The following is a 25,401-nucleotide window of genomic DNA, read 5'->3' as shown; positions in this document are numbered from 1 at the left end:
CTGTGGCAGAAGAGAACGACGACAAAACGGAAGCCCCCACACCCCACCGACTAGAAAAGGCGCGTGAGGAAGGGCAGATCCCCCGATCCCGAGAATTGACCTCCCTGCTGATCCTTATCGTAGGCGTGTGCATTATCTGGTGGGGCGGGGAGTCGCTCGCCCGCAAGCTGGCGGGGATGCTCTCTACCGGCTTACGTTTTGACCACAGCATGGTCAACGACCCGAATCTGATCCTCAGCCAGATTATTCAGCTGATAAAAGGGGCCATGGTTGCGCTACTGCCCCTGATTACCGGCGTGGTGCTGGTGGCGCTGGTCTCCCCGGTGATGCTGGGCGGGCTGGTCTTTAGCGGAAAATCGCTGCAACCTAAATTTTCAAAACTGAACCCGCTGCAGGGCATTGCGAAAATGTTCTCGGCGCAGACCGGGGCCGAGCTGCTCAAGGCTATTCTCAAATCGGTGCTGATGGGCAGTTCCGCAGGGTTTTTCCTCTGGTACCACTGGCCCGAAATGATGCGCCTTATCAGCGAGTCGCCCCTTACCGCGATGAGCAATGCGCTGAACCTGGTCGGGCTTTGCGCGCTGCTGGTGGTGCTCAGCATTATTCCGATGGTGGGTTTTGACGTTATCTTCCAGCTCTATTCCCACTTCAAGAAACTGCGAATGTCACGTCAGGACATTCGCGACGAATACAAGCAGATGGAAGGTGACCCGCACGTGAAGGGGCGCATCCGGCAGATGCAGCGTGCCGCCGCTCGTCGCCGAATGATGGAAGACGTGCCGAAAGCCGACGTCATCGTTACCAACCCGACGCACTATTCCGTGGCGCTGCGCTATGACGAAAACAAAATGAGCGCGCCGAAAGTGGTGGCAAAAGGGGCGGGGCTGATTGCATTGCGTATCAGGGAAATTGGTACCGAAAACCGCGTGCCGATCCTGGAAGCGCCTCCGCTGGCGCGAGCCCTTTACCGCCACGCGGATATCGGACAACAGATCCCTGGACAGCTCTACGCCGCGGTGGCGGAAGTGCTGGCCTGGGTATGGCAGTTGAAGCGCTGGCGTCTGGCCGGCGGTCAACGGCCTGTCAAACCTGAGAACCTTCCGGTGCCTGCCGCGCTGGATTTTATGAACGAGAAGGACACTGATGGCTAATCTGGTGGCAATGTTGCGCCTGCCCGGCAACCTGAAATCGACCCAATGGCAGATCCTTGCCGGGCCGATCCTCATCCTGTTAATTCTGTCGATGATGGTACTGCCGCTCCCGGCGTTCATCCTCGATCTGCTTTTCACCTTCAATATTGCGCTGTCCATTATGGTGCTGCTGGTGGCGATGTTCACCCAGCGCACGCTGGAGTTCGCCGCGTTCCCGACCATTCTGCTGTTTACCACCTTGCTGCGACTGGCGCTGAACGTGGCCTCCACGCGTATCATCCTGATGGAGGGCCACACCGGCGCGGCAGCGGCGGGTAAGGTGGTCGAGGCCTTCGGCCACTTCCTGGTGGGCGGGAACTTCGCTATCGGGATCGTGGTGTTCGTCATCCTCGTTATCATTAACTTTATGGTTATCACCAAGGGTGCCGGGCGTATCGCGGAAGTGGGCGCGCGTTTTGTGCTGGACGGGATGCCGGGCAAGCAGATGGCGATCGACGCCGATCTGAACGCCGGGCTTATCGCCGAAGATGAAGCGAAAAAGCGCCGCGCGGAAGTGACCCAGGAAGCGGACTTCTACGGCTCCATGGACGGTGCAAGTAAGTTTGTGCGCGGGGATGCCATCGCGGGCATCCTGATCATGGTGATTAACGTGGTCGGCGGCCTGCTGGTGGGGGTACTGCAGCACGGGATGGACATGGGCCACGCGGCGGAAAGCTATACGCTGCTGACCATTGGTGACGGTCTGGTCGCACAGATCCCGGCGCTGGTTATCTCCACTGCGGCGGGCGTTATCGTGACCCGCGTCAGTACCGATCAGGACGTTGGCGAGCAGATGGTGGGCCAGCTCTTCAGTAACCCGCGCGTGATGCTGCTGGCGGCTGCGGTGCTCGGGCTGCTCGGCCTGGTGCCGGGGATGCCAAACCTCGTGTTCCTGCTGTTTACGGCGGGGCTGCTGGGGCTGGCCTGGTGGATGCGTGGTCGTGAGACCAGGCCGGCTGCGGATCCGGTTCCGGTGAAAATGCCGGAGAACACCCAGGCCGTAGAAGCGACCTGGAACGACGTTCAACTGGAAGATTCCCTGGGAATGGAAGTGGGGTATCGCCTGATCCCGATGGTGGATTTCCAGCAGGATGGCGAGCTGCTCGGCCGCATCCGCAGCATCCGTAAAAAATTCGCCCAGGACATGGGCTTCCTGCCGCCGGTGGTGCATATCAAGGACAATATGGACCTGCCGCCTGCGCGCTATCGTATTCTGATGAAGGGTGTTGAAATTGGCAGCGGCGATGCTTACCCGGGACGCTGGCTGGCGATTAACCCTGGCACTGCAGCAGGCACGCTGCCGGGCGAGCAGACCGTCGATCCGGCCTTTGGCCTGGCGGCAATCTGGATTGAAAGCGCGCTGAAAGAGCAGGCGCAAATTCAGGGTTATACGGTTGTCGAAGCCAGTACCGTGGTGGCAACCCACCTTAATCATCTGATTGGGCAATTCTCGGCAGAGCTGTTTGGCCGTCAGGAAGCGCAGCAGCTTCTCGATCGCGTGACGCAAGAGATGCCGAAGCTGACGGAAGACCTGGTGCCGGGCGTGCTGACGTTAACTACGCTGCACAAGGTGCTGCAAAACCTGCTTGAGGAAAAAGTGCCGATCCGCGATATGCGTACCATTCTGGAAACCCTTGCCGAGCATGCGCCGCTGCAGAGCGATCCGCACGAGCTGACGGCGGTGGTGCGCGTGGCGCTGGGGCGTGCGATCACCCAGCAGTGGTTCCCGGGGACCGGCGAAGTCCAGGTGATTGGCCTCGATACGCCGCTTGAACGCCTGCTGCTGCAGGCCCTGCAGGGCGGCGGCGGCCTCGAGCCTGGCCTGGCGGATCGCCTGCTGGAGCAAACTCAGGAGGCGTTGGCGCGTCAGGAGATGCTGGGCGCGCCGCCGGTGCTGCTGGTCAACCACGCGCTGCGTCCGCTGCTGTCGCGCTTCCTGCGCCGCAGCCTGAATCAGCTTGTTGTGCTGTCGAATCTGGAGCTGTCGGATAACCGCCATATCCGCATGACGGCAACGATTGGAGGAAAATAATGAAATGGCTATGGATTTTGCTCTTCCCGCTGGCGGCTCAGGCTGCCGGGGAAGGGACCTGGCAGGCAAGCAGCATGGGCGTGACCCTCAGCAACCGGGGTGTCGCCATGTCTTCTAATCCGCTGTCGCCCTCTGAAACGGTTTCTGGTCAGATGGGAATGGTGGTGTGGAACTACAGGCTGATTGGCCCAACGCCAGCCGGACTGCGGGTGCGCCTCTGCTCACAGACCCGCTGCACGGAAATCGACGGCGAAAATGGCACAACGCAGGCGTTCAACGGCGTGCCGGCCATTGAACCTTTACGTTTTATCTGGGAAGTGCCGGGCGGAGGACGTTTGATCCCGGCGCTGAAGGTGCAGAGCAATTCTGTCATCGTCAACTACCGCTAGCTGCCTGCCTTTGTCACCAGCCATCAGTCAATTCTGATGGCTGTCTCGCAAAATTGACCTCACCTTTTGATGCAACAGAAACGCTGTTTTATAAATTAGTGACACGCGTGACGCGACTCTTTGCATTTTTGCCATTTACCCTGCCCGTGATGGCAGAAACAGAAAGGTATCAGGACGTCGTTGCATTTACTGTAGCCGTGTTAAAACTCCCCGATGAGCCTTACTTGCAGGGAGTCTCCCAAATTTGCTTAGGGTTGACGGCAATGAAAACACGTAAAATTGGACTCGCAAATTATCTTGCTTACGGGGCAGGCGATTTTCTCGGGGCTGGTACGACCGCCCTGACGGCGGCCTGGCTTTTGTATTTTTATACCACATTCTGTGGACTCACACCGATTGAAGCAACCTTCATCTTTGCCGCTGCGAGGGTGCTGGATGCTGTTGTCAGCCCGTTAATGGGCTTTTTGACGGATAACTTCGGTACGACCTGGGCTGGAAAGCGCTTTGGTCGCCGTAAGTTCTTTATCCTGCTAGGCATTCCGTGCGTGTTCAGCTACTCGTTGATGTGGGTAGGGGACATGAATTTCTGGTACTACCTGCTGACCTATCTGGTGTTTGATATTGTCTACACCATGATTCTGGTGCCTTACGAGACGCTGGTGCCGGAAATGACCGACGACTTCAAACAGAAAACCAAGTTCTCCGGGGCGCGTATTTCTATGGCGCAGATGTCAGCGATTCTGGCCTCCTTCCTGCCGGGGATCCTGCTCACCCACTTCGGTAAAGACAACGCCGTCTCATTCTTTTACGCAAGCCTGGTTTTCTCCGTGCTGTGCGCCCTGATGCTGACCTTTGTCTGGTTCTTTACCTGGGAGCGCCCGCGTGAGGAGTGGTCTGAAGCGGCGCTGCGTGCCGAAGAAGAGAAGAAGAAACTGACGCTGGGGCAAAGCATCAATCGTCTGTTTGTCGAATTAAGCTCTACGCTGCGCATCAAGATTTTCCGCCAGCATCTCGGCATGTACCTCGGCGGCTACATCGCGCAGGACGTATTTAACGCAGTCTTCACCTATTACGTGGTGTTTGTGCTGATGCAGGAAGCGTCAATAGCGTCCAACCTGCTGGGCACGATGGCTATCTTCCAGTTCCTCGCCGTGATCGGGATGATCCCGCTGTGTATTCGCTTCGGACCTGCGCCGTCCTACCGCATGGTGGTGGTGCTGTTTGGCCTGGCGTCTCTCTCTTACGCCATGCTCTATTACGCCGGTCTGAGCGACGTCTACGCTCTGCTGTTGCTGATCTCTGCGGTGGCTGGGCTGGGTCGCGGCGGTATTAACTACGTGCCATGGAATACCTATACCTACATTGCTGACGTGGATGAAGCGATCACCGGCCAGCGCCGGGAAGGGATTTTCGCCGGCATCATGACCCTGACCCGTAAGGCGTCACAGGCCGGTGCGGTGATGCTGGTAGGCATCGTGATGCAAATGTCCGGCTTTGTCAGCGGTCAGAAGGTACAGCCTGCGGAAGTGAGCCACACCATTCTGCTGATCCTGAGCGTGGGCACCATCCTGGTGCTGTTCTGCGGTTTCCTCGTTTCCCTGCGCTTCAGGCTTAATTTGCAGACCCACAGCACGCTGCGTGAGGAGACCGCGAAAATGCGTGAGTGTGGTCATGCGATGCCGGAGTCAGCGACGCCACACGCCCGCGCCACCGTCGAGATGCTGGCCGGTATGCCTTATGAGTCACTTTGGGGCAATAACAACATCGGTTATCTGAATCGCAATAAGCCAGCGGCATCTTCGCTGAAGGATCGCGCGGTACTCAATTCGACATACAACAGAGGTTAAGATGATGAAAGTTTGGCCTGTCAAACATAGCCCGCTATTGCGTCAGCCAGAGCGCTTTATCGCCCGGGACGAGCTGAAATCACTGATTCAAAAAGTGACACACAACCTGGTCAATATCCACGACAAAACGGGTGAATTTTTGCTGCGGCTGGACGACGGGCGCGTGATCGACACCAAAGGCTGGGCCGGATGGGAGTGGACGCACGGCGTCGGCCTGTATGGCATCTGGCAGTACTACTGCCAGACCGGTGACGAAGGGATGCGCAACATTATCGACAGCTGGTTTGCCGACCGCTTTGCGGAAGGCGCCACCACCAAAAACGTCAATACGATGTCGCCGTTTCTGACGCTGGCCTATCGCTACGAAGAGAGCAAAAACCCGGCCTGGCTGCCGTGGCTGGAAAGCTGGGCGGAGTGGGCGATGAATGAGATGCCACGCACCGAACATGGGGGCATGCAGCACATCACGCTGGCGGAAGAGAATCATCAACAGATGTGGGACGACACGCTGATGATGACGGTGCTGCCGCTGGCGAAAATCGGCAGGCTGCTGAATAAGCCGGAGTACGTAGAGGAGGCGATCTATCAGTTCCTGCTGCACGTGCAGAACCTGATGGACCGGGAGACCGGGCTGTGGTTCCACGGCTGGAGCTACGACGGCAACCATAACTTTGCCCGGGCCCGCTGGGCGCGCGGCAACAGCTGGCTCACCATCGTGATCCCCGACTTCCTCGAACTGGTTGATCTGCCTGAAAACAACGCCGTGCGCCGTTATCTGGTGCAGGTGCTGAAGGCGCAGGTTGCCGCGCTGGCAAAATGTCAGGACGAAAGCGGGTTGTGGCACACGCTGCTGGACGATCCTGATTCTTATCTGGAGGCGTCGGCCACGGCAGGGTTTGCCTACGGAATTCTGAAGGCCGTGCGCAAGCGTTATGTCGGCGCAGAGTACGCTGAGGTGGCGGAGAAAGCGATTCGCGGTATTGTGCAAAATATCTCGCCGGAAGGGGAGCTGCTGCAAACCTCGTTCGGGACGGGAATGGGCAGCGATCTCGATTTTTATCGTCATATACCGCTGACGTCGATGCCGTATGGCCAGGCAATGGCGATTCTGTGCCTGACGGAGTATTTACGCAAATATTTCTGACGGCTGCTTAATAATTTCATTACTGCAAAGCCCCTCCTTAAAGGGGCTTTTTTTATAATAACGGCGGGTAAATTTAATATGCCATAAATATGATGTTCTGATTATATTTACGACGTGAATAATACAATTAAAATAAATTCAGGCTGTTATTAAAGTGTGATTTTCTTCACAAAATGCATTCCGTATTTATCCTATTTTTTAATTGCATTAAGACTCTTCCAATACACATTTAAGGAGTGACGCAATGGAAAATGCAATGGGTAGTATTGTTATTAATCCTTCTGTAAATATGCATGCCGATAAAATGTCAGATGAACATCTTCAAATGTTCGAATCGGTTTTCAATGATATCGACGGCGCGGGCTATACCCCGCTACTGTTTGTCGGTAGCCAGCTCGTGGCTGGCCAACTGCATACCTTTATTGCGCTTCGCCGTTTCATGCATGCAAAGGGGCAGGAAAAATCACTGGTTAAGGTTATTATTTTTCAAAGCCTGAACAATGAGTTGGCTATTCATTCGATCTCAGAGTTCTAATCATTTTATTTACGGATAATTATTTAAACTGAAAAGGAAATCATTATGTGGAAATCAGCGAAAAGAGATGAATTTATTCCGTTGGACGCGCCTGTAGCCGGTTATGAAATTGGGGTGCCAGGTATTAAAGGACCTTCACCGTTGTTTGTTATTCGCGTAAAACTGAATAATGGTATTCATCCGGGTAAATGGGTGTTCGGCAATACGGCTTGGGTACCGTGGGGAGGGAGCGAGCACCTGTGTAATGAATTTGAAATTTACGTGGGCGCGTTAAAATGGGTAGACGTTAAGGGGAAAAATTTCCCACCGAATATGGTTGAGGCGGGGCATGAAGCCAATGGTGCTAAGCTCTACGTTGCACGTGCAAAATTCGATAATGGCCTCTTTGTTGGTAAAGCAGGAAGCCACCTCAGCAGAGGATGCTGCATCGGTTATAACGGCAGAGAGTATGAATTAGATACCTTCCAGGTGCTCGTTCACGACTAACCGCAATCATTCATAAAAAAACCCGGCGACCGCCGGGTTTCTTTTTTACATACGTTCTACGGTTTCGATACCCAGGGTATCCAGACCCAGCTTCAGGGTCTTCGCCGTAAGCTGAGCCAGCTTCAGGCGGCTGTTACGCACCGATTCATTTTCTGCAGACAGAATAGGGCAGTGCTCGTAGAAGCCGGAGAACAGACCCGCCAGATCGTACAGGTAAGCACACATCACGTGCGGCGTGCCGTCACGCGCGACAACCGTCAGCGTCTCTTCGAACTGCAGCAGACGCGCCGCCAGCTGTGCTTCACGATCTTCCGTGATGGTCACTGTCGTATTCGCCAGCACGCTTTCATCAATGTTCGCCTTGCGGAACACGGAGAGCACGCGGGTATAGGCGTACTGCATGTACGGCGCCGTGTTGCCTTCAAACGCCAGCATGTTGTCCCAGTCGAAGATGTAGTCGGTGGTGCGGTTCTTGGAAAGATCCGCGTATTTCACCGCGCCGATACCGACGGCGTTGGCCAGTTTTTCCAGTTCGTCAGCAGGCATGTCCGGGTTCTTCTCTGCCACCAGGCGACGGGCGCGCTCCAGCGCTTCGTCCAGCAGATCGGAAAGCTTCACGGTACCGCCCGCGCGGGTTTTGAACGGCTTGCCGTCTTTACCCAGCATCATGCCGAACATGTGGTGTTCCAGCGGCACGCAGTCCGGCACGTAACCGGCTTTACGCACGATAGTCCACGCCTGCATCAGGTGCTGGTGCTGACGGGAGTCGATGTAATACAGCACGCGGTCGGCGTGCAGGGTTTCGTAACGGTATTTCGCACACGCGATGTCCGTGGTGGTGTAAAGATAGCCGCCATCCTTTTTCTGGATAATCACGCCCATCGGTTCGCCTTCCTTGTTTTTGTACTCATCAAGGAACACTACCGTTGCGCCTTCGCTCTCCACCGCCAGGTTTTTGGCCTTCAGGTCCGCCACAATGCCTGGCAGCATCGGGTTGTACAGGCTTTCACCCATCACGTCGTCGCGAGTCAGGGTCACGTTCAGACGGTTATAGGTAAGCTGGTTCTGGGACATGGTGATGTCAACCAGCTTGCGCCACATCTCGAGGAAGTATTGATCCCCGCCCTGCAGCTTCACCACGTAGCTGCGTGCGCGCTCGGCAAAGGCTTCGTCTTCGTCATAGTGCTTTTTGGCTTCGCGGTAGAACCCTTCCAGGTCCGCCAGCGCCATTTCACCCGCGTTTTCCTGCTGCTGTTTTTCCAGGTAAGCAATCAGCATGCCGAACTGGGTGCCCCAGTCGCCCACGTGGTTCGCGCGGATCACCTTGTGACCGAGGAACTCAAGGGTGCGTACCGCGGCGTCACCAATGATGGTGGAGCGCAGGTGGCCTACGTGCATCTCCTTCGCCACGTTCGGGGCTGAGTAGTCGACCACCACGGTCTGCGCTTCCGGCTGGGAAACGCCCAGACGGTCAGACTTCAGCGCCGCGTCAACGTGGCTCGCCAGGAATGCAGGCTCAAGGAAAATATTGATAAAGCCTGGACCAGCAATTTCGGTTTTGCTGGCAATGCCGGAGAGATCCAGATGCGTCAGTACCTGCTCAGCGAGCTGTCGCGGCGGCATGCCCAGTTTTTTAGCCACTGCCATCACGCCATTAGCCTGATAGTCGCCAAACTGTACTTTTGCTGACTGACGAACCTGCGGTTCGCAATCCGCAGGTGCGCCTGCGGCAATCAGTGCCTGACTGACTTTTTCGGAGAGAAGAGCCTGAATATTCACCTGGATACCTTACGTTTTTGATGCGGGCTTACAACCGCCCGCGCCAGTTAAAGAATTTAGGGCGGGAGTATACTGCAAATGCCTTCTGGCGTCAGCATTGCGGGGCCCGAAGATTGCTCAGAATCCAGGCTAAGAAAGCGTGCATAACCATGCAGTCATAAAAAGCCGGATTCTGCGGTTGGTCAAAACGGGGCAACGGAGTAAATTAGCGGCTTTGCGACACGAAAAGAGACTGACTTATGGCGAACTGGCAATCCATTGACGAACTGCATGATATTTCCGCAGATTTACCGCGCTTCACAAAGGCGTTCACAGAACTTGCCACCCGTCTTGGTCTGGATATCGTGCCGCTTGAGGCGGATCACATTTCCTTGCGCTGCCACCAGAATGCCACCGCCGAGCGCTGGCGTCGCGGGTTTGAACAGTGCGGCGAGTTGCTCTCTGAGAACATCATCAATGGACGCCCCATTTGTCTGTTCAAACTGCATGAGCCGGTGAACGTGGCGCACTGGCAGTTCACCGTGGTTGAACTGCCGTGGCCGGGCGAGAAACGCTATCCGCACGAAGGCTGGGAGCATATCGAAATCGTCCTGCCGGGTGAGCCGGAAACGTTGAACGCGCGCGCCCTGGCCCTGCTGTCAGACGACGGGTTAAGCAAGCCGGGGATTTTTGTGAAGACGAGTTCACCCAAAGGCGAGCGCGAGCGTCTGCCTAACCCGACGCTGGCCGTGACGGACGGGCAGGTGACCGTGAAATTTCATCCCTGGACCATTGAGCAGATCGTTGCCAGCGAAGCCTGAGAGTTGTGATTCGTCGCTGAGACACGAAACGAGAGGCGTGCCATGATGGCGCGTTAAGCTGATTTTAAGGAGAAGCAGATGGCGCTGCTGGAGATTTGTTGTTACAGCGTGGCGTGTGCCGTAACGGCGCAACAGATGGGAGCTGACCGTATTGAGCTATGCGCCGCCCCGAAAGAAGGGGGGTTAACGCCTTCATACGGCGTGTTGAAGTCTGCCCGCCAGGCCGTCACCATCCCGGTCCACCCGATTATTCGCCCTCGCGGCGGCGATTTTTGTTACACGGCGGGCGAGTTCAGTGCCATGCTTGAAGATATCGCGCTGGTTCGTGACCTGGGCTTCCCGGGGCTGGTGACCGGCCTGCTTGATGAGGATGGTCACGTCGATCTGCCGCGGATGCGCCAGGTGATGGACGCCGCGAAAGGAATGGCCGTCACCTTTCATCGTGCGTTTGATATGTGCAAAGATCCCCTGCAAGCATTTGATACGCTTGCCGAACTTGGCGTGGCGCGCGTCCTGACATCGGGACAGCAGTCTTCTGCGGAAAAAGGTCTGCAATTAATTACGGAACTAAAAGCACATTCCGGTGTTCCAATAATAATGGCGGGTGCGGGAGTCCGTGCCAGCAATCTGGAACGGTTTTTAAACGCCGGGGTGGAAGAGCTTCACAGCTCTGCGGGGAAATGGATACCTTCACCCATGCGTTATCGCAATACAGGGCTGTCAATGTCGACGGATGCTGAAGCGGATGAATATTCTCGCTACGGCGTAGAGGGAGAGTCGGTTGCGGAAATGAAGTCGCTGATTGAGCGTCATCACGTGTAGCAACGTACCGATTTTTACCGCGCATCATGTCGCCCAATATGATGCTTGCTTGTACCAGGCCCCTGCAATTTCAACAGGGGCCTTTTTTTATCCCCTCACCCCACAGGGGAGAGGGGAAAACTACGGCTTGGTCGCAATCAACACCGCACGCATCGGTGCAGGATAGCCTTCAACGGTTTTGCTGTGGTCGGCCGGGTCGAGGAACTGCTCCAGCGATTCGGTGATCATCCAGTCGGTACGGCGCTGCTCTTCGATAGACGTTACGCAAACATCGGCAATGCGCACATCCACAAATCCGCATTTCTCCAGCCAGTTTTTCAGCGCCAGCGCGGACGGGATGAAGTAAACGTTGCGCATCTGCGCGTAGCGATCGCCCGGAACCAGAACCGCATGCTCATCGCCTTCAATCACCAGCGTTTCCAGCACCAGCTCGCCGCCGCTGACCAGCTGATCTTTGAGCTGCCACAGGTGTTCAAGCGGGGAACGACGATGATACAGCACGCCCATCGAGAAGACGGTATCGAACGCTTTCAGGGCAGGGAGCTGCTCTATGCCCAGCGGCAGCAGATGCGCGCGCTGGTCGTTGCCGAGCAGTTTTCGCACCGCCTCAAACTGGCACAGGAAGAGCTGCATCGGGTCGATGCCGACCGCCAAATGGGCTCCCGCGCCAATCATGCGCCACATGTGGTAACCGCTGCCGCAGCCTACGTCCAGAATGGTGCGCCCGGTCAGGTCGGAAAGGTGCGGCAGTACGCGATCCCACTTCCAGTCTGAGCGCCACTCGGTATTGATGTTCACGCCGTACAGCGAGAACGGCCCTTTGCGCCACGGCATTAAATTACGCATCAGCGTTTCGATGCGGTTGATCTGCCCGGCAGGGAGCGGCTCTGCGCTTTCCGCCGTCACGCTGTGCAGTAAATCCAGACGATGCGGCGTCAGCTCCGGCAGATACTCCACGGCATTTGACCACTGCTTTAACAGGCCGTGCTGCTGATCGCGCTGCCAGGCGGCAATCTGCGCCGGCAGGGTCTCCAGCCAGTGGGAAAGGTGATTTTTAGCAATCAGCTGATAAAAGTTGCTGAATTCAATCATGCGGCATCCCCGGCTTTTAGCGCCACCAGAGAGCCAAAGTTAAAGCACTGGAACCACAGTTCGCTGTGCTCAAAACCGGCTTTGTGCAGGCGCGCTTTATGGGTTTCCACGGAGTCCGTCAGCATCACGTTTTCCAGCATGCTGCGCTTCTGGCTGATCTCCAGCTCGCTGTAGCCGTTCGCCCGTTTGAAATCGTGGTGCATGTTGAACAGGAGCTCGCCTACTTTGGTATCCTCAAAGCTGAATTTCTCAGAAAGCACCAGCGCGCCGCCGGGATTCAGCCCCTGGTAAATTTTGTCCAGCAGCAGCTGGCGGTCTTCAGGCACCAGGAACTGCAGGGTAAAATTCAGCACTACCATCGAGGCGTTGTTAATCTCGATCTCGCGGATATCGCCTTCCACCACGTCCACCGGAACGGGGGCTTTGTACGCGTCAATATGGCGACGGCAGCGTTCCACCATGGCCGGGGAGTTATCGACGGCAATGATTCGGCAGCCATCATGATGAATGTTACGACGTACCGACAGCGTTGCCGCGCCGAGCGAGCAGCCCAGGTCATAGACCTGCGTACCGGGTTGAACGAAGCGCTCAGCCAGCATACCGATCATAGAGATAATATTGGAATAACCGGGAACAGAGCGCTGGATCATATCCGGGAAGACTTCGGCTACCCGTTCATCGAAGGTCCAGTCGCCCAGGCTGGCGATAGGCGCGGAAAAAAGCGTGTCGCGATCTGACATAACGTAAAAATCCGGGAAAAATAAAGTGGCGTATTGTGCGCTAATGGAGGGAGAAAACCAACTCCCACGGCATATACCACAGGTTAGCCAGCACCATCAGCAAAAGCGAACACCAGGTCGCGCTCATGCCGGAACGACGCCAGCGGAATAAACGGTGGTGAAAGCCGTAATAATGCATTAACCAGCCAGCAATAAGCATCAGGCCACAAATATGCACCATCCAGGTTTCCGCGCCATTCATCTCCATAAACAGCAGCAGGATGAGAGCAACGGGGATGTATTCCACCGCATTACCGTGAATGCGAATAGCGCTTTGCAGTTCGGAGAAACCGCCGTCGCCGTAAGAGACGCGGTACTGCATCCTGAGGCGCACAACATCAAACGAAAATTTAATCAGCAGTAATGCACCTAACACCGCATACAGCGCGCTGACCATACTAACTCCCTGTTTTTGGCAGATGGCACTTCACTATGATAGGGGGTGATATCAGAAAAGAGAAGATTGTTGTGGGATGGAAGGGGCGCTGCCCACGGACGGCACCGCGGCCTGCAAGGCCTGCCACAGAGCATCGACCAGTTCGGGCGCCTGAGCAATATCCGGCGTGTGCAAAAAGAGGTACGGCGTGGTGGTGTGCTCCCAGCTCGCGAGTTTTTGCAGCCAGTCGGCGAACATCGCCTGATTTTGCTGCATATTGTCGCTGCCGATGAACCTGACCATCGGGTTCTGTGCGGTCACGATGGCGTGGACCGGCACTTTCGGTTTTTTACGCTGGGCTTCAACGATGGCCTCGTTATGCGGTACCGCGCTGTGCACCGGACGACTGTCGAGGATCACCCGGTTAACGGAACGATCCAGCAGGCCCCGGTTGAGCGCTTTTTCGGCTTCGCCTTTCGCAAAGAAGTCCTGATGTCGGACTTCCACGCCGTAGGTGAATTCGCGGGGCAGGGCATCCAGGAATTGCCACAGGGAGGGCAGATCGCGCGGGCCAAACGTGGCGGGAAGCTGGAGCCAGTATTGTCCAATTCGGTTCGCCAGCGGCGACATGCGCGTGAAAAATTCTTCCGTTAAGTCCCCGCAGTTGCGCAGCGCGGCCTGGTGTGAAATGGTCGCCGGAAACTTAAAGCAGAAACGGAAATCGTCCGTTGTTTGCTCCCGCCAGCGTTCGACTATCTCGGCTTTGGGCAGCGCATACAGCGTGGTGTTACCCTCGACGCAGTTAAAGTGTCGGGCATACTCTTCAAGGCTGGTAATGCCCAGGCGCACCCATTTCGGGTGCGACCACTGGGGCAGGCCCACGTACATCATAGCGCGCTTAAAATCTCATCCGTGCTGCGCACGCGTCCGATGCGCGGGAAGATATGGGTCATGCTGCCCTGATGCTGTTCGGCGGAAGCCGCGCTGCAGGCATCTTCAGCAATCACCAGATTAAAGCCCAGCTCCCAGGCGTTACGGGCTGTCGATTCCACGCCGATGTTGGTGGATATGCCGCACAGAATAATGGTGTCGATACCGCGGCGGCGAAGCTGCAGCTCAAGGTCGGTCCCGTAGAACGCGCCCCACTGACGTTTAGTCACTTCGATATCGCTGTCGCGTTTGCCCAGCGACACCGGGTACGTCCACCAGTTTTCCGGCAGGGCATGCGCGGGCGCCTGGGCATCAACGGGCTGTTTTAACGCCTCGGCGAAATCAGCGGACCAGCCGACGCGCACCATGACCACAGGGGCACCGCTGGCGCGGCACTTCTCGGCCAGGCGAGCGGCGCGGCTGACGACTTCATCCGCTGCGTGCGGGCCACCGGCGAAGGGCAGGATCCCTTCCTGTAAATCAATCACAACAAGCGCGGTTTTGCGGGCATCAAGTGTTAACATCGTCACTCCAGGTAAATTAATCACTTCCGTAACACCTTACGACGTGATGACCTGTTATCGGTCGGATAATTTTGTTAATTTTTGTGAGAATGCGCAATAAGAGTGCAGCAAACGACCGTCTGGCGGTGGTTCGCTCTTATCGTCCGGCGGAATTTCCAGTATAATAGCCGCCTTTTTTCATCCAGTTGTGACATACAGAAAGCTGCGACATAGTAGCCTGCATACCAGGCGACATTTAGCCTGCGGCTAATTAAGGGATATCTCATGCGTACAGAATATTGCGGGCAGCTGCGTCAGTCCCACGTCGGACAGCAGGTCACCCTGTGTGGTTGGGTCAACCGTCGTCGTGATCTTGGTAGCCTTATCTTCATCGATATGCGCGACCGTGAAGGTATCGTTCAGGTGTTCTTCGACCCGGATCGCGCAGATGCGCTGAAGCTGGCCTCTGAGCTGCGTAATGAGTTCTGCATTCAGGTCACCGGCACCGTGCGTGCGCGTGACGAGAAAAACGTTAACGCAGACATGGCGACGGGCGCTATCGAAGTGCTGGCGTCCGATCTGGTTATCATCAACCGTGCCGAAGCGCTGCCGCTGGACTCCAACCACGTCAACACTGAAGAAGCGCGTCTGAAATACCGCTACCTGGATCTGCGTCGTCCGGAAATGGCTCAGCGCCTGAAAACCCGTGCGAAAATCACCAGCCTGGTGCGTCGCTTTATGGATGACCACGGTTTCCTCGATATCGAAACCCCGATGCTGACCAAAGCCACGCCGGAAGGCGCGCGCGATTACCTGGTGCCATCCCGCGTTCATAAAGGCAAATTCTACGCGCTGCCGCAGTCTCCGCAGCTGTTCAAACAGCTGCTGATGATGTCCGGCTTCGACCGCTATTATCAAATCGTTAAGTGCTTCCGCGACGAAGACCTGCGCGCTGACCGTCAGCCAGAATTTACCCAGATCGATGTGGAAACCTCCTTCATGACCGCCGAGCAGGTGCGTGAAGTGATGGAAGCCCTGGTGCGTAGCCTGTGGAACGACGTGAAGGGCGTTGAGCTGGGCGATTTCCCGATCATGACCTTCGCCGAAGCAGAACGTCGCTACGGCTCCGACAAACCAGACCTGCGTAACCCGATGGAGCTGGTGGACGTAGCAGACCTGGTGAAATCCGTTGAGTTCGCGGTATTCGCGGGACCGGCTAACGATCCGAAAGGCCGCGTGGCTGCCCTGCGCGTACCGGGCGGCGCGTCCTTAAGCCGTAAGCAGATTGATGACTACGGCAACTTTATTAAGATCTACGGCGCGAAAGGTCTGGCCTATATTAAAGTGACCGAGCGTGCGAAAGGTCTGGAAGGGATCACCAGCCCGGTGGCGAAGTTCCTGAACGCGGACATCGTGGAAGCGATCCTTGAGCGCACCGGTGCGCAGGACGGCGACATGATCTTCTTCGGCGCAGACAACAAGAAAGTCGTTGCGGATGCGATGGGCGCGCTGCGTCTGAAGCTCGGCAAAGACCTGAACCTGACCGACGAAAGCAAATGGGCGCCGCTGTGGGTTATCGACTTCCCGATGTTTGAAGACGACGGTGAAGGCGGCCTGACCGCGATGCACCACCCGTTCACCTCGCCAAAAGAGATGACGGCGGCAGAGCTGAAAGCGGCGCCGGAAGAGGCAGTGGCAAACGCTTATGACATGGTTATCAACGGCTATGAAGTGGGCGGCGGCTCCGTGCGTATTCACAGCGGTGAAATGCAGCAGACCGTGTTCGGCATTCTGGGTATTAACGAGCAGGAGCAGCGCGAGAAGTTTGGCTTCCTGCTGGACGCCCTTAAGTACGGCACGCCGCCGCACGCGGGTCTGGCCTTCGGTCTCGACCGTCTGACCATGCTGCTGACCGGCACCGATAACATTCGTGACGTTATCGCCTTCCCGAAAACCACTGCCGCAGCGTGTCTGATGACCGAAGCGCCAAGCTTTGCCAACCCGGCAGCGCTGGCCGAGCTGGGCATTGAAGTGGTGAAGAAGGAAGAGAAAAACTGATATGGCATATAAGCTTCCCGTTTCTGTCCTGGTGGTCATTTATGCAGAAGACACGAAGCGGGTGCTGATGTTGCAGCGGCGCGACGATCCTGATTTCTGGCAGTCGGTTACCGGCAGCCTGGAAGAGGGGGAGACCGCGCCGCAGGCCGCCGCGCGTGAAGTAAAGGAAGAGGTCACCATTGACGTTGCTCATGAGCAACTGACCCTGAAGGACTGTCAGCGCACGGTGGAGTTTGAAATTTTTAGCCATTTACGTCATCGCTATGCGCCGGGCATTGAGCGCAACACGGAGTCGTGGTTCTGTCTCGCGCTCCCCCATGAGCGGGAGATCGTGTTTACCGAACACCTGAACTACCGCTGGGTGAACGCGGCGGATGCCGCCGCACTGACCAAGTCGTGGAGCAACCGGCAGGCGATTGAAGAATTTGTAATTAACGCGGCCTGAGAAGGCGCGATTTTTGGAGAACTTTTTATGGCAGGTCATAGTAAGTGGGCCAACACCAAACACCGTAAAGCGGCACAGGATGCCAAGCGCGGTAAGATCTTTACCAAAATCATTCGCGAGCTGGTGACAGCAGCGCGTCTGGGCGGCGGCGACCCGGCTTCTAACCCACGCCTGCGCGCGGCGGTAGATAAAGCGCTGTCTAACAACATGACGCGTGACACCCTGAACCGTGCTATCGCACGCGGCGTGGGCGGTGATGAAGACGCGAACATGGAAACCATCATTTATGAAGGTTACGGCCCTGGCGGTACTGCGGTGATGGTTGAGTGTCTGTCTGACAACCGTAACCGTACCGTTGCGGAAGTGCGCCACGCGTTCACCAAAACCGGCGGCAACCTGGGCACTGACGGTTCCGTAGCTTATCTGTTCAGCAAAAAAGGCGTCATCTCTTTCGAGAAAGGCGACGAAGATGCGATCATGGAAGCGGCGCTGGAAGCGGGTGCGGAAGACGTGGTGACCTACGATGATGGTGCCATTGACGTCTACACCGCGTGGGAAGAGATGGGTGCCGTGCGCGATGCGCTGGAAGCGGCGGGCCTGAAAGCGGACAACGCTGAAGTCTCCATGATCCCGTCCACCAAAGCGGATATGGATGCAGAAACCGCACCGAAACTGCTGCGTCTGATCGACATGCTCGAAGACTGCGACGACGTGCAGGAAGTGTACCACAACGGTGAAATCTCTGATGAGGTTGCAGCGACTCTCTGATGAGAGCCTGTAAACCGTTTACGGGAGACGCGTGATGTCGATTATCCTCGGGATTGACCCCGGCTCACGCGTCACCGGGTATGGCGTTATCCGTCAGGTGGGACGCCAGCTAACCTACCTCGGCAGTGGATGCATTCGCACCAAAGTGGACGATCTGCCGTCGCGCCTCAAGCTTATTTATGCGGGCGTATCGGAGATCATCACCCAGTTTCAGCCAGACTATTTCGCCATTGAGCAGGTATTTATGGCGAAGAACGCGGATTCGGCGCTGAAGCTCGGTCAGGCGCGTGGGGTGGCGATTGTTGCCGCTGTGAACCAGAATCTCCCGGTGTTCGAATACGCCGCGCGTCAGGTTAAGCAGACGGTGGTGGGCATCGGTAGTGCGGAGAAGAGCCAGGTGCAGCACATGGTGCGCACCCTGCTGAAGCTTCCCGCGAACCCGCAGGCCGACGCCGCCGATGCGCTGGCGATTGCGATTACCCACTGCCACGTCAGCCAGAACGCGATGCAAATGAGCGAGTCGCGGCTCAATCTGGCGCGAGGCAGGTTACGATAATCAGAAATCAGGCTGGATAAACATCCAGCCTTTTTTTATTATGTCGGCAGTTAATTTCTCCCAGAACGCAGGAGCGTCACGTGATAGGCAGACTCAGAGGCATCATCATTGAAAAACAACCCCCGTTAGTGCTGCTGGAAGTGGGTGGCGTGGGCTATGAAGTCCATATGCCGATGACCTGCTTCTACGAGCTGCCGGACGCGGGCAAAGAGGCGATTGTCTTTACCCAGTTTGTGGTGCGTGAAGATGCTCAGCTGCTGTACGGCTTTAACAACAAGCAGGAACGCACCCTGTTTCGCGAGCTGATTAAAACCAACGGTGTGGGGCCTAAGCTGGCGCTGGCGATTTTGTCCGGCATGTCCGCTCCGCAGTTTGTGAATGCCGTTGAGCGCGAAGATCCCGCGGCGCTGGTTAAGCTTCCGGGCATTGGTAAGAAAACCGCAGAGCGTCTGATTGTTGAGATGAAAGACCGTTTTAAAGGTCTGCACGGCGATCTGTTCACTCCGGCTGCCGATTTGGTTCTGACTGCTCCGGGTGCGCCTGCCTCTGATGATGACGCCGAGCAGGAAGCGGTTGCCGCGCTGGTGGCGCTGGGCTATAAACCTCAGGAGGCCAGCCGGATGGTGAGCAAAATTGCCAAACCGGACGCCAGCAGTGAAACTCTGATTCGTGAAGCGCTGCGCGCTGCATTGTGAGGTAAAGGATGATTGAAGCAGACCGCCTGGTATCGGCAGGCACCCTTCAGGCAGAAGACGTGGTGGATCGTGCGATCCGCCCGAAGCTGCTTGATGAGTACATCGGCCAGCCGCAGGTTCGTTCCCAGATGGAGATTTTCATCCAGGCGGCAAAGCTGCGCGGCGATGCGCTCGATCACCTGCTGATTTTTGGCCCGCCGGGGTTAGGTAAAACCACGCTGGCGAATATCGTCGCCAATGAAATGGGCGTCAACCTGCGTACCACCTCCGGCCCGGTGCTGGAGAAAGCGGGCGATCTGGCGGCGATGCTGACCAACCTTGAACCGCATGACGTGCTGTTTATCGATGAGATCCACCGCCTGTCACCGGTGGTGGAGGAAGTGCTCTATCCGGCGATGGAAGATTACCAGCTGGATATCATGATCGGCGAAGGCCCGGCCGCGCGCTCCATCAAAATCGATCTGCCGCCGTTTACCCTGATTGGCGCCACGACGCGCGCCGGGTCGTTGACCTCTCCGCTGCGCGACCGCTTTGGCATCGTTCAGCGTCTGGAGTTTTATCAGGTGCCCGATCTTCAGCATATCGTGGGGCGCAGCGCGCGCTACATGGGGCTGGATATGAGCGAAGAGGGGGCATATGAAGTGGCGAAGCGTTCCCGCGGTACGCCGCGTATTGCCAACCGCCTGCTGCGCCGCGTGCGTGACTTTGCTGAAGTGAAGCACGATGGTTCGATTTCCGCCGAGATCGCCGCCCAGGCGCTGGATATGCTGAACGTCGATGCTGAAGGCTTTGACTATATGGACCGCAAACTGCTGCTGGCGGTGCTGGACAAGTTCTTTGGCGGGCCGGTCGGGCTGGATAACCTGGCGGCGGCAATTGGCGAAGAGCGTGAGACGATTGAAGATGTGCTGGAGCCGTATCTGATCCAGCAGGGCTTCTTACAGCGTACCCCACGTGGTCGTATGGCGACGGTGCGAGCGTGGAATCATTTCGGGATAACGCCGCCCGCGATGCCGTAAGTAGCGATAAATGGTAGCCCCGGTAAGCGAAGCGCCACCGGGGACATGCTCACTACTGCGCGGTCTTTTTCATCATACTGAAAACAAACAACACCGCCGCGCTCAAGACCACCGACGGCCCTGCTGGCGTGTCATAAAACGCCGAAAAGGTTAACCCGCCCGTGACGGCGATCATCCCGATAACCACCGCGATACCGGCCATTTGCTCTGGCGTACGTGCAAAACGGCGCGCCGTGGCGGCAGGGATGATCAGCAGCGATGTGATGATCAGTGCCCCGACAAACTTCATTGCGACACCAATCGTTAACGCCGTCACCAACATCAGCAGCAGCTTGACGCGCTGCAGCTTCACGCCGTCGACAAACGCCAGATCCGGGCTGACGGTCATTGCCAGTAAATTCCGCCACTGCCACAGCAGAATACCCAGTACCACCACCACGCCAATGGCGATCGCGATGAGATCGTCAGGCGTTACGGCCAGCAGATCGCCAAACAGGTAGGCCATCAGGTCAACGCGGATATTTGACATCAGGCTAACAACGACCAGACCCAGCGACAGCGCGCTGTGCGCCATGATGCCAAGCAGCGTATCAATCGCGAGGTGAGGGCGCTTCTCCAGCCAGACCAGACCGGCCGCCAGCAGCAGCGTGACCACAATTACCGCGTAAAAGGGATTCACATCCAGCAGCAAACCAAAGGCAACGCCCAGCAGCGACGCATGCGCCAGGGTATCACCGAAGTAAGACATTCTGCGCCACACCACAAACGAGCCGAGTGGGCCTGCGGCGCAGGCAAGCATAACCCCGGCCAGCCAGCCGGGCAGTAACAGTTCAATCATGAGTGTCCATTTCCCCGACGCAGAACGATTCGTCCCTGCAAATCATGGCGGTGATTATGATGATGGCGATAAATGCCAAGCTGTTCAGCGCCGCGAGGGCCGAACATGGAGATAAATTCCGGGTGCATTGAGACCACTTCAGGCGTGCCGGAACAGCAAATGTGATGGTTGAGACACAGCACTTCGTCGGTTTTCGCCATCACCAGATGCAGGTCATGGGAGACCATCAGCACGGCGCAGTTCAGTTCGCGGCGGAGCTGGTCGATCAAATCATAAAGCGCGACCTGACCATTGACGTCCACGCCCTGGGTTGGCTCATCCAGCACCAGCAGCTGCGGGCTGCTCAGCAGCGCACGGGCCAGCAAAACGCGCTGCGTCTCACCGCCGGACAGCTTCTGCAACGGCGCGTCGATAAGGTGGCCCGCCTGCACGCGCTTCAGCGCCGGGAGAATATCGGCTTTTCGCGTGCCCGGACGCAGACGCAGAAAACGATTTACCGTCAGCGGCAGGGTGGCGTCCAGATGTAATTTTTGCGGCACATAGCCGATCCGCAATTTTTCCTCGCGCGTGATTACACCTTCATCCGGTGTAACCAGACCCAGCACCACGCGCACCAGAGTGGATTTACCTGCGCCATTGGGGCCGAGCAGCGTCAGAATTTTTCCGGGCTTGAGATCCAGCGATACGTCAGAGAGGACGCGGCGCTGGCCAAAGGAGACCGAAATATTGTCGAGAGAAACCAGAGTCGTCATGTCAATTTAAGCTTGAAGAAGTCAACGAATGTTATAATATCACATTTCACGCATTCACTACGATGATTAGTCGCATTATGTTACATAAAAATACGCTTCTTTTCGCAGCATTATCCGCTGCCCTTTGGGGAACAACCGCACAAGATGTTAACGCTGCCGTTGTTGCTTCGCTTAAACCGCTTGGATTCATCGCGTCGGCCATTGCCGATGGGGTAACGGAAACCCAGGTTCTGCTCCCTGACGGGGCTTCAGAGCATGACTATTCTCTGCGTCCGTCTGATGTAAAACGCTTACAAAACGCAGACTTAGTTGTCTGGATTGGTCCGGAGATGGAAGCATTCATGCAGAAATCCGCCAAACAGATTGCTGATGAAAAACAGGTCGCGATTGCCGGGCTTTCCGGCGTGAAACCGTTGCTCATGAAAGGGGCGGATGATGACGGTGACGAACATGATCATCACGCTGCAGAGGGTGAAAAAGGTGATGGAGATCACCATCACGGCGAGTACAACATGCATCTCTGGCTATCCCCAGAGATAGCGCGGCTTTCAGCGGTTGCAATCCATGACAAATTAGTGGAACTTATGCCGCAAAGTCGAGCCAAACTAGACGCCAACCTGAAGGATTTTGAGGCACAATTAGCCGCAACCGATAAGCAGGTAGGTAATGAGCTCGCACCGTTGAAAGGAAAAGGGTATTTCGTTTTTCATGACGCCTACGGCTACTACGAAAAACACTACGGCCTGACCCCGCTTGGGCATTTTACCGTCAACCCTGAAATTCAACCTGGTGCGCAGCGTTTACATGAAATCAGAACACAGTTGGTTGAGCAGAAAGCGACATGCGTTTTTGCTGAGCCACAGTTCAGGCCAGCGGTCGTAGAAGCCGTGGCCAGGGGAACATCCGTGCGCATGGGAACCCTTGACCCGCTAGGTACGAATATCCAGTTGAGCAAAGCGAGCTATTCGCAGTTCCTCAGCCAACTGGCGAACCAGTATGCGAGCTGCCTGAAAGGAGATTAACGAGGAAGTGAATACGTGCAACAGATAGCCCGCTCTGTCGCCCTGGCATTTAACAATCTGCCTCGACCCCACCGCGTTATGCTGGGGTCGCTTACAGTTCTCACCTTAGCGGTCGCCGTCTGGCGGCCCTATGTTTACCACCCGAGTTCTGCCCCTATCATTAAAACCATCGAGCTTGAAAAGAGCGAGATCCGCTCTTTGCTGCCTGAAGCCAGCGAGCCTATCGACCAGGCCGCTCAGGAAGATGAAGCTATCCCTCAGGATGAACTGGACGATAAAACCGAGAACGAAGCGGGGATCCACGAATACGTTGTTTCTACCGGTGACACGCTGAGCAGCGTGCTCAACCAGTACGGTATCGACATGGGCAATATCAGCCAGCTGGCCGCTGCGGATAAAGACCTGCGTAACCTGAAAATCGGGCAACAGCTCTCCTGGACATTAACGGCGGATGGCGATCTTCAGCGTTTGACCTGGGAAATGTCCCGCCGCGAAACCCGCACCTATGACCGCACTGCAAACGGTTTCAAAATGACCAGTGAAATGCAGAAAGGCGACTGGGTTAACAGCGTGATGAAAGGTACCGTGGGCGGAAGCTTTGTTTCCAGCGCCCGTGATGCGGGCCTGACCAGCGGTGAAATCAGCGCGGTGATCAAAGCCATGCAGTGGCAGATGGATTTCCGTAAGCTGAAGAAAGGCGATGAGTTTTCCGTCCTGATGTCCCGCGAAATGCTGGACGGCAAGCGCGAGCAGAGCCAGCTGCTGGGGGTGCGTCTGCGCTCCGAGGGAAAAGATTACTACGCCATTCGCGCTGAAGATGGCAAGTTCTATGACCGCAGCGGTACGGGCCTTGCGAAAGGCTTCCTGCGTTTCCCGACGGCGAAACAGTTCCGCGTCTCCTCTAACTTTAACCCGCGTCGTCTGAACCCGGTTACCGGGCGCATTGCGCCTCACCGCGGGGTAGACTTCGCGATGCCGCAGGGCACGCCGGTGCTGTCCGTTGGCGATGGCGAAGTGGTGATGGCAAAACGCAGCGGTGCAGCGGGCTATTACGTGGCTATCCGTCATGGTCGTACCTATACCACCCGCTATATGCACCTGCGCAAGCTGCTGGTCAAACCGGGGCAGAAAGTTAAACGCGGCGACCGTATCGCGCTCTCCGGCAACACCGGACGCTCTACTGGCCCGCATCTGCACTATGAAGTGTGGATCAACCAGCAGGCCGTGAACCCGCTGACGGCCAAACTGCCGCGCACCGAAGGCCTGACAGGTAAAGATCGTTCCGATTACCTGGCGCAGGCGAGAGAGGTGATACCGCAGCTGAGCTTAAACTAAGCTCTCTGTTTTGTGAAAAAAGCCGGTGTCAGCATGCGCCGGCTTTTTCTTTTGTGCGTGGGCGACTGCCTCGCTACACTATCTGAATAATTTTTTGCGTCACCAGACCCTGGAACCAGCATGGAAACAAAAAAAAATAATATTGAATACATTCCTGAGTTTGAAAAATCCTTTCGACACCCGCGCAACTGGGGCGCCTGGCTGGGGGTTTACACCTTTGCGGGCATCGCTATGCTGCCTGCCGCGCTGCGCGATCCCGTACTGGGAAAAATTGGCCGTCTGGCCGGGCGCTTAGGTAAAAGCGCGCGTCGTCGTGCGCAGATCAACCTCTATTACTGTTTTCCTGAAAAAAGCGATGCCGAGCGCGAGGCCATCATCGACGCGATGTATACCACCGCACCGCAGGCCATGGCGATGATGGCGGAGCTGGCGCTGAAAGGACCGGAAAAAATCATCGACCGCGTTGACTGGAAAGGGCTGGAAATCATCGACGAAATGCGTCGCAATGATGAGAAGGTCATTTTCCTCGTGCCCCACGGCTGGGGCGTGGATATCCCGGCAATGCTGATGGCTTCCCAGGGGCAGAAAATGGCGGCGATGTTCCATAACCAGGGCAATAAAATCTACGATTTTGTCTGGAATACGGTACGTCGTCGTTTTGGCGGACGTTTGCATGCGCGTAACGACGGCATCAAGCCGTTTATTCAGTCGGTACGTCAGGGGTACTGGGGCTACTATCTGCCGGACCAGGACCACGGACCCGAGCACAGCGAGTTTGTCGACTTCTTTGCGACCTACAAAGCCACGCTCCCCGCCATTGGGCGCCTGATGAAGGTCTGCCGTGCCCGCGTGATCCCGCTCTTTCCGGTTTACGACGGTAAAACGCATCGTCTGAGCATTGAAGTCCGTCCGCCGATGGACGACCTGCTGACTGCGGACGATCGCACCATCGCGTGCCGCATGAACGAAGAGGTGGAGCTGCTGGTGGGGCCGCATACCGAACAGTACACGTGGATACTGAAGCTGCTGAAAACGCGGAAGCCGGGGGAGACGGAGCCCTATAAGCGTAAAGAGCTTTACCCGAGGAAATAGAAAACCTTTACCTTGCCCCTCTCCCCTTAGGGGTGTACGGTCCGGGGACATAGTGAACACTTGTTCGGGGACATGGTAGACACTTACAACTGAGGCATAAGAACCCGTTTATGGAGT

At 56.5% G+C, this 25,401-nt stretch carries 26 protein-coding genes; 18 read left to right on the top strand and 8 right to left on the bottom strand.

All coding sequences use genetic code 11. From position 1 onward, the window contains the following. The first annotated feature begins 2 nt into the window (after positions 1 to 2). The 7 genes from flhB (at position 3) to IM273_RS12740 (ending at position 7,623) form a co-directional block, all read left to right on the top strand. Positions 3 to 1,151, top strand: coding sequence for a flagellar biosynthesis protein FlhB (gene flhB, locus IM273_RS12770; RefSeq protein WP_028013642.1), 1,149 nt, complete (start codon positions 3 to 5; stop codon positions 1,149 to 1,151). Then, positions 1,144 to 3,222: a flagellar biosynthesis protein FlhA gene (flhA, locus tag IM273_RS12765; protein ID WP_028013641.1), complete on the top strand. Its 2,079-nt coding sequence runs from the start codon at positions 1,144 to 1,146 to the stop codon at positions 3,220 to 3,222. The genes flhB and flhA overlap by 8 nt, the downstream gene beginning before the upstream one ends. Continuing rightward, a complete protein-coding gene (locus tag IM273_RS12760; protein ID WP_028013640.1) occupies positions 3,219 to 3,611 on the top strand; it encodes a flagellar protein FlhE in 393 nt (130 codons plus the stop codon). The genes flhA and IM273_RS12760 overlap by 4 nt, the downstream gene beginning before the upstream one ends. A 263-nt stretch (positions 3,612 to 3,874) precedes the next feature. After that, complete coding sequence (locus tag IM273_RS12755; protein ID WP_193051467.1) at positions 3,875 to 5,458, top strand: MFS transporter; 1,584 nt, start codon at positions 3,875 to 3,877, stop codon at positions 5,456 to 5,458. Positions 5,459 to 5,462: 4 nt separating this feature from the next. Beyond that, on the top strand, positions 5,463 to 6,602 hold the full coding sequence (locus IM273_RS12750; protein WP_193051484.1) for a glycoside hydrolase family 105 protein: 1,140 nt from the start codon (positions 5,463 to 5,465) through the stop codon (positions 6,600 to 6,602). Positions 6,603 to 6,846: 244 nt separating this feature from the next. Further along, positions 6,847 to 7,137, top strand: a complete 291-nt coding sequence (locus IM273_RS12745; RefSeq protein ID WP_028013637.1) for a hypothetical protein — start codon at positions 6,847 to 6,849, stop codon at positions 7,135 to 7,137. 45 nt (positions 7,138 to 7,182) lie between these two features. Continuing rightward, entirely contained in the window at positions 7,183 to 7,623 is a 441-nt protein-coding gene (locus tag IM273_RS12740; protein WP_193051469.1) for a DUF3421 domain-containing protein, read from the top strand. Positions 7,624 to 7,668: 45 nt separating this feature from the next. On the opposite strand, the gene argS is transcribed toward IM273_RS12740, so the two are convergent. Next, complete coding sequence (gene argS / locus IM273_RS12735) at positions 7,669 to 9,402, bottom strand: arginine--tRNA ligase (protein ID WP_045260320.1); 1,734 nt, start codon at positions 9,400 to 9,402, stop codon at positions 7,669 to 7,671. 239 nt (positions 9,403 to 9,641) lie between these two features. Here argS and IM273_RS12730 point away from each other — a divergent pair, with 239 nt between their 5' ends. Together IM273_RS12730 and cutC are read left to right on the top strand one after the other, a co-directional pair. Further along, on the top strand, positions 9,642 to 10,202 hold the full coding sequence (locus IM273_RS12730) for a VOC family protein (RefSeq protein WP_045260319.1): 561 nt from the start codon (positions 9,642 to 9,644) through the stop codon (positions 10,200 to 10,202). Between the two features lie 78 nt (positions 10,203 to 10,280). Next, positions 10,281 to 11,024 carry a copper homeostasis protein CutC gene (gene cutC / locus IM273_RS12725; protein WP_136343476.1) on the top strand — a complete coding sequence of 248 codons (744 nt, stop codon included), beginning with the start codon at positions 10,281 to 10,283 and terminating at the stop codon, positions 11,022 to 11,024. Between the two features lie 120 nt (positions 11,025 to 11,144). Here cutC and cmoB read toward each other — a convergent pair whose 3' ends face one another. From cmoB to IM273_RS12700, 5 genes are read right to left on the bottom strand one after another with little or no spacing between them, the layout of a single operon-like run. Beyond that, the gene (gene cmoB, locus IM273_RS12720; protein ID WP_028013632.1) at positions 11,145 to 12,116 is read right to left on the bottom strand and encodes a tRNA 5-methoxyuridine(34)/uridine 5-oxyacetic acid(34) synthase CmoB; all 972 of its coding nucleotides are present in this window, start codon (positions 12,114 to 12,116) and stop codon (positions 11,145 to 11,147) included. Then, the gene (gene cmoA, locus IM273_RS12715) at positions 12,113 to 12,856 is read right to left on the bottom strand and encodes a carboxy-S-adenosyl-L-methionine synthase CmoA (RefSeq protein ID WP_193051471.1); all 744 of its coding nucleotides are present in this window, start codon (positions 12,854 to 12,856) and stop codon (positions 12,113 to 12,115) included. The genes cmoB and cmoA overlap by 4 nt, the downstream gene beginning before the upstream one ends. A 40-nt stretch (positions 12,857 to 12,896) precedes the next feature. Continuing rightward, positions 12,897 to 13,292 (bottom strand): MAPEG family protein, encoded by a 396-nt coding sequence (locus IM273_RS12710; protein ID WP_193051473.1) that lies wholly within the window; start codon positions 13,290 to 13,292, stop codon positions 12,897 to 12,899. 51 nt (positions 13,293 to 13,343) lie between these two features. Then, entirely contained in the window at positions 13,344 to 14,162 is an 819-nt protein-coding gene (locus IM273_RS12705; RefSeq protein ID WP_193051475.1) for a DUF72 domain-containing protein, read from the bottom strand. Next, complete coding sequence (locus IM273_RS12700; protein ID WP_047367817.1) at positions 14,159 to 14,725, bottom strand: hydrolase; 567 nt, start codon at positions 14,723 to 14,725, stop codon at positions 14,159 to 14,161. The genes IM273_RS12705 and IM273_RS12700 overlap by 4 nt, the downstream gene beginning before the upstream one ends. A 264-nt stretch (positions 14,726 to 14,989) precedes the next feature. Here IM273_RS12700 and aspS point away from each other — a divergent pair, with 264 nt between their 5' ends. From aspS to ruvB, 6 genes are all read left to right on the top strand, one after another. After that, a complete protein-coding gene (gene aspS, locus IM273_RS12695) occupies positions 14,990 to 16,762 on the top strand; it encodes an aspartate--tRNA ligase (RefSeq protein WP_193051477.1) in 1,773 nt (590 codons plus the stop codon). Between the two features lies 1 nt (position 16,763). Further along, positions 16,764 to 17,207: a dihydroneopterin triphosphate diphosphatase gene (gene nudB, locus IM273_RS12690; protein ID WP_059353978.1), complete on the top strand. Its 444-nt coding sequence runs from the start codon at positions 16,764 to 16,766 to the stop codon at positions 17,205 to 17,207. 27 nt (positions 17,208 to 17,234) lie between these two features. Beyond that, entirely contained in the window at positions 17,235 to 17,975 is a 741-nt protein-coding gene (locus tag IM273_RS12685; protein WP_003859747.1) for a YebC/PmpR family DNA-binding transcriptional regulator, read from the top strand. A 34-nt stretch (positions 17,976 to 18,009) separates the two neighbouring features. Continuing rightward, the gene (gene ruvC / locus IM273_RS12680; RefSeq protein WP_193051479.1) at positions 18,010 to 18,531 is read left to right on the top strand and encodes a crossover junction endodeoxyribonuclease RuvC; all 522 of its coding nucleotides are present in this window, start codon (positions 18,010 to 18,012) and stop codon (positions 18,529 to 18,531) included. Between the two features lie 80 nt (positions 18,532 to 18,611). After that, a complete protein-coding gene (ruvA, locus tag IM273_RS12675; RefSeq protein ID WP_028013624.1) occupies positions 18,612 to 19,226 on the top strand; it encodes a Holliday junction branch migration protein RuvA in 615 nt (204 codons plus the stop codon). 8 nt (positions 19,227 to 19,234) lie between these two features. Continuing rightward, entirely contained in the window at positions 19,235 to 20,245 is a 1,011-nt protein-coding gene (ruvB, locus tag IM273_RS12670; protein ID WP_028013623.1) for a Holliday junction branch migration DNA helicase RuvB, read from the top strand. A 52-nt stretch (positions 20,246 to 20,297) separates the two neighbouring features. Here ruvB and znuB read toward each other — a convergent pair whose 3' ends face one another. Then, positions 20,298 to 21,083: a zinc ABC transporter permease subunit ZnuB gene (gene znuB, locus IM273_RS12665; protein WP_041909449.1), complete on the bottom strand. Its 786-nt coding sequence runs from the start codon at positions 21,081 to 21,083 to the stop codon at positions 20,298 to 20,300. Next, positions 21,080 to 21,835, bottom strand: coding sequence for a zinc ABC transporter ATP-binding protein ZnuC (znuC, locus tag IM273_RS12660; protein ID WP_028013621.1), 756 nt, complete (start codon positions 21,833 to 21,835; stop codon positions 21,080 to 21,082). Before znuC ends, znuB begins: the two co-directional genes overlap by 4 nt. A 77-nt stretch (positions 21,836 to 21,912) precedes the next feature. Here znuC and znuA point away from each other — a divergent pair, with 77 nt between their 5' ends. From znuA to lpxM, 3 genes are all read left to right on the top strand, one after another. Further along, on the top strand, positions 21,913 to 22,857 hold the full coding sequence (gene znuA, locus IM273_RS12655; RefSeq protein WP_028013620.1) for a zinc ABC transporter substrate-binding protein ZnuA: 945 nt from the start codon (positions 21,913 to 21,915) through the stop codon (positions 22,855 to 22,857). 15 nt (positions 22,858 to 22,872) lie between these two features. Further along, positions 22,873 to 24,192, top strand: coding sequence for a murein DD-endopeptidase MepM (mepM, locus tag IM273_RS12650; RefSeq protein WP_193051481.1), 1,320 nt, complete (start codon positions 22,873 to 22,875; stop codon positions 24,190 to 24,192). A 120-nt stretch (positions 24,193 to 24,312) separates the two neighbouring features. Then, the gene (lpxM, locus tag IM273_RS12645; protein WP_193051482.1) at positions 24,313 to 25,284 is read left to right on the top strand and encodes a lauroyl-Kdo(2)-lipid IV(A) myristoyltransferase; all 972 of its coding nucleotides are present in this window, start codon (positions 24,313 to 24,315) and stop codon (positions 25,282 to 25,284) included. Positions 25,285 to 25,401 lie beyond the last annotated feature (117 nt).

It is taken from the genome of Enterobacter cloacae complex sp. P13B (assembly GCF_014895915.1).
GTDB lineage: Bacteria > Pseudomonadota > Gammaproteobacteria > Enterobacterales > Enterobacteriaceae > Enterobacter > Enterobacter bugandensis.
The sequence above is the reverse complement of the archived record's forward strand: the minus strand, read 5'-3'. Positions and strand labels throughout refer to the sequence as shown.

Coding starts and splice junctions, on each gene's coding strand:
- ruvC (WP_193051479.1), top strand. CDS start 18,010: ATGTCGATTATCCTCGGGATTGACCCCGGCTCACGCGTCACCGGGTAT.
- aspS (WP_193051477.1), top strand. CDS start 14,990: ATGCGTACAGAATATTGCGGGCAGCTGCGTCAGTCCCACGTCGGACAG.
- lpxM (WP_193051482.1), top strand. CDS start 24,313: ATGGAAACAAAAAAAAATAATATTGAATACATTCCTGAGTTTGAAAAA.
- znuB (WP_041909449.1), bottom strand. CDS start 21,083: ATGATTGAACTGTTACTGCCCGGCTGGCTGGCCGGGGTTATGCTTGCC.
- cmoB (WP_028013632.1), bottom strand. CDS start 12,116: ATGATTGAATTCAGCAACTTTTATCAGCTGATTGCTAAAAATCACCTT.
- IM273_RS12750 (WP_193051484.1), top strand. CDS start 5,463: ATGAAAGTTTGGCCTGTCAAACATAGCCCGCTATTGCGTCAGCCAGAG.
- IM273_RS12740 (WP_193051469.1), top strand. CDS start 7,183: ATGTGGAAATCAGCGAAAAGAGATGAATTTATTCCGTTGGACGCGCCT.
- IM273_RS12730 (WP_045260319.1), top strand. CDS start 9,642: ATGGCGAACTGGCAATCCATTGACGAACTGCATGATATTTCCGCAGAT.
- IM273_RS12705 (WP_193051475.1), bottom strand. CDS start 14,162: ATGATGTACGTGGGCCTGCCCCAGTGGTCGCACCCGAAATGGGTGCGC.
- IM273_RS12685 (WP_003859747.1), top strand. CDS start 17,235: ATGGCAGGTCATAGTAAGTGGGCCAACACCAAACACCGTAAAGCGGCA.
- cutC (WP_136343476.1), top strand. CDS start 10,281: ATGGCGCTGCTGGAGATTTGTTGTTACAGCGTGGCGTGTGCCGTAACG.
- znuC (WP_028013621.1), bottom strand. CDS start 21,835: ATGACGACTCTGGTTTCTCTCGACAATATTTCGGTCTCCTTTGGCCAG.
- nudB (WP_059353978.1), top strand. CDS start 16,764: ATGGCATATAAGCTTCCCGTTTCTGTCCTGGTGGTCATTTATGCAGAA.
- znuA (WP_028013620.1), top strand. CDS start 21,913: ATGTTACATAAAAATACGCTTCTTTTCGCAGCATTATCCGCTGCCCTT.
- cmoA (WP_193051471.1), bottom strand. CDS start 12,856: ATGTCAGATCGCGACACGCTTTTTTCCGCGCCTATCGCCAGCCTGGGC.
- ruvB (WP_028013623.1), top strand. CDS start 19,235: ATGATTGAAGCAGACCGCCTGGTATCGGCAGGCACCCTTCAGGCAGAA.
- IM273_RS12755 (WP_193051467.1), top strand. CDS start 3,875: ATGAAAACACGTAAAATTGGACTCGCAAATTATCTTGCTTACGGGGCA.
- flhA (WP_028013641.1), top strand. CDS start 1,144: ATGGCTAATCTGGTGGCAATGTTGCGCCTGCCCGGCAACCTGAAATCG.
- IM273_RS12710 (WP_193051473.1), bottom strand. CDS start 13,292: ATGGTCAGCGCGCTGTATGCGGTGTTAGGTGCATTACTGCTGATTAAA.
- IM273_RS12745 (WP_028013637.1), top strand. CDS start 6,847: ATGGAAAATGCAATGGGTAGTATTGTTATTAATCCTTCTGTAAATATG.
- IM273_RS12700 (WP_047367817.1), bottom strand. CDS start 14,725: ATGTTAACACTTGATGCCCGCAAAACCGCGCTTGTTGTGATTGATTTA.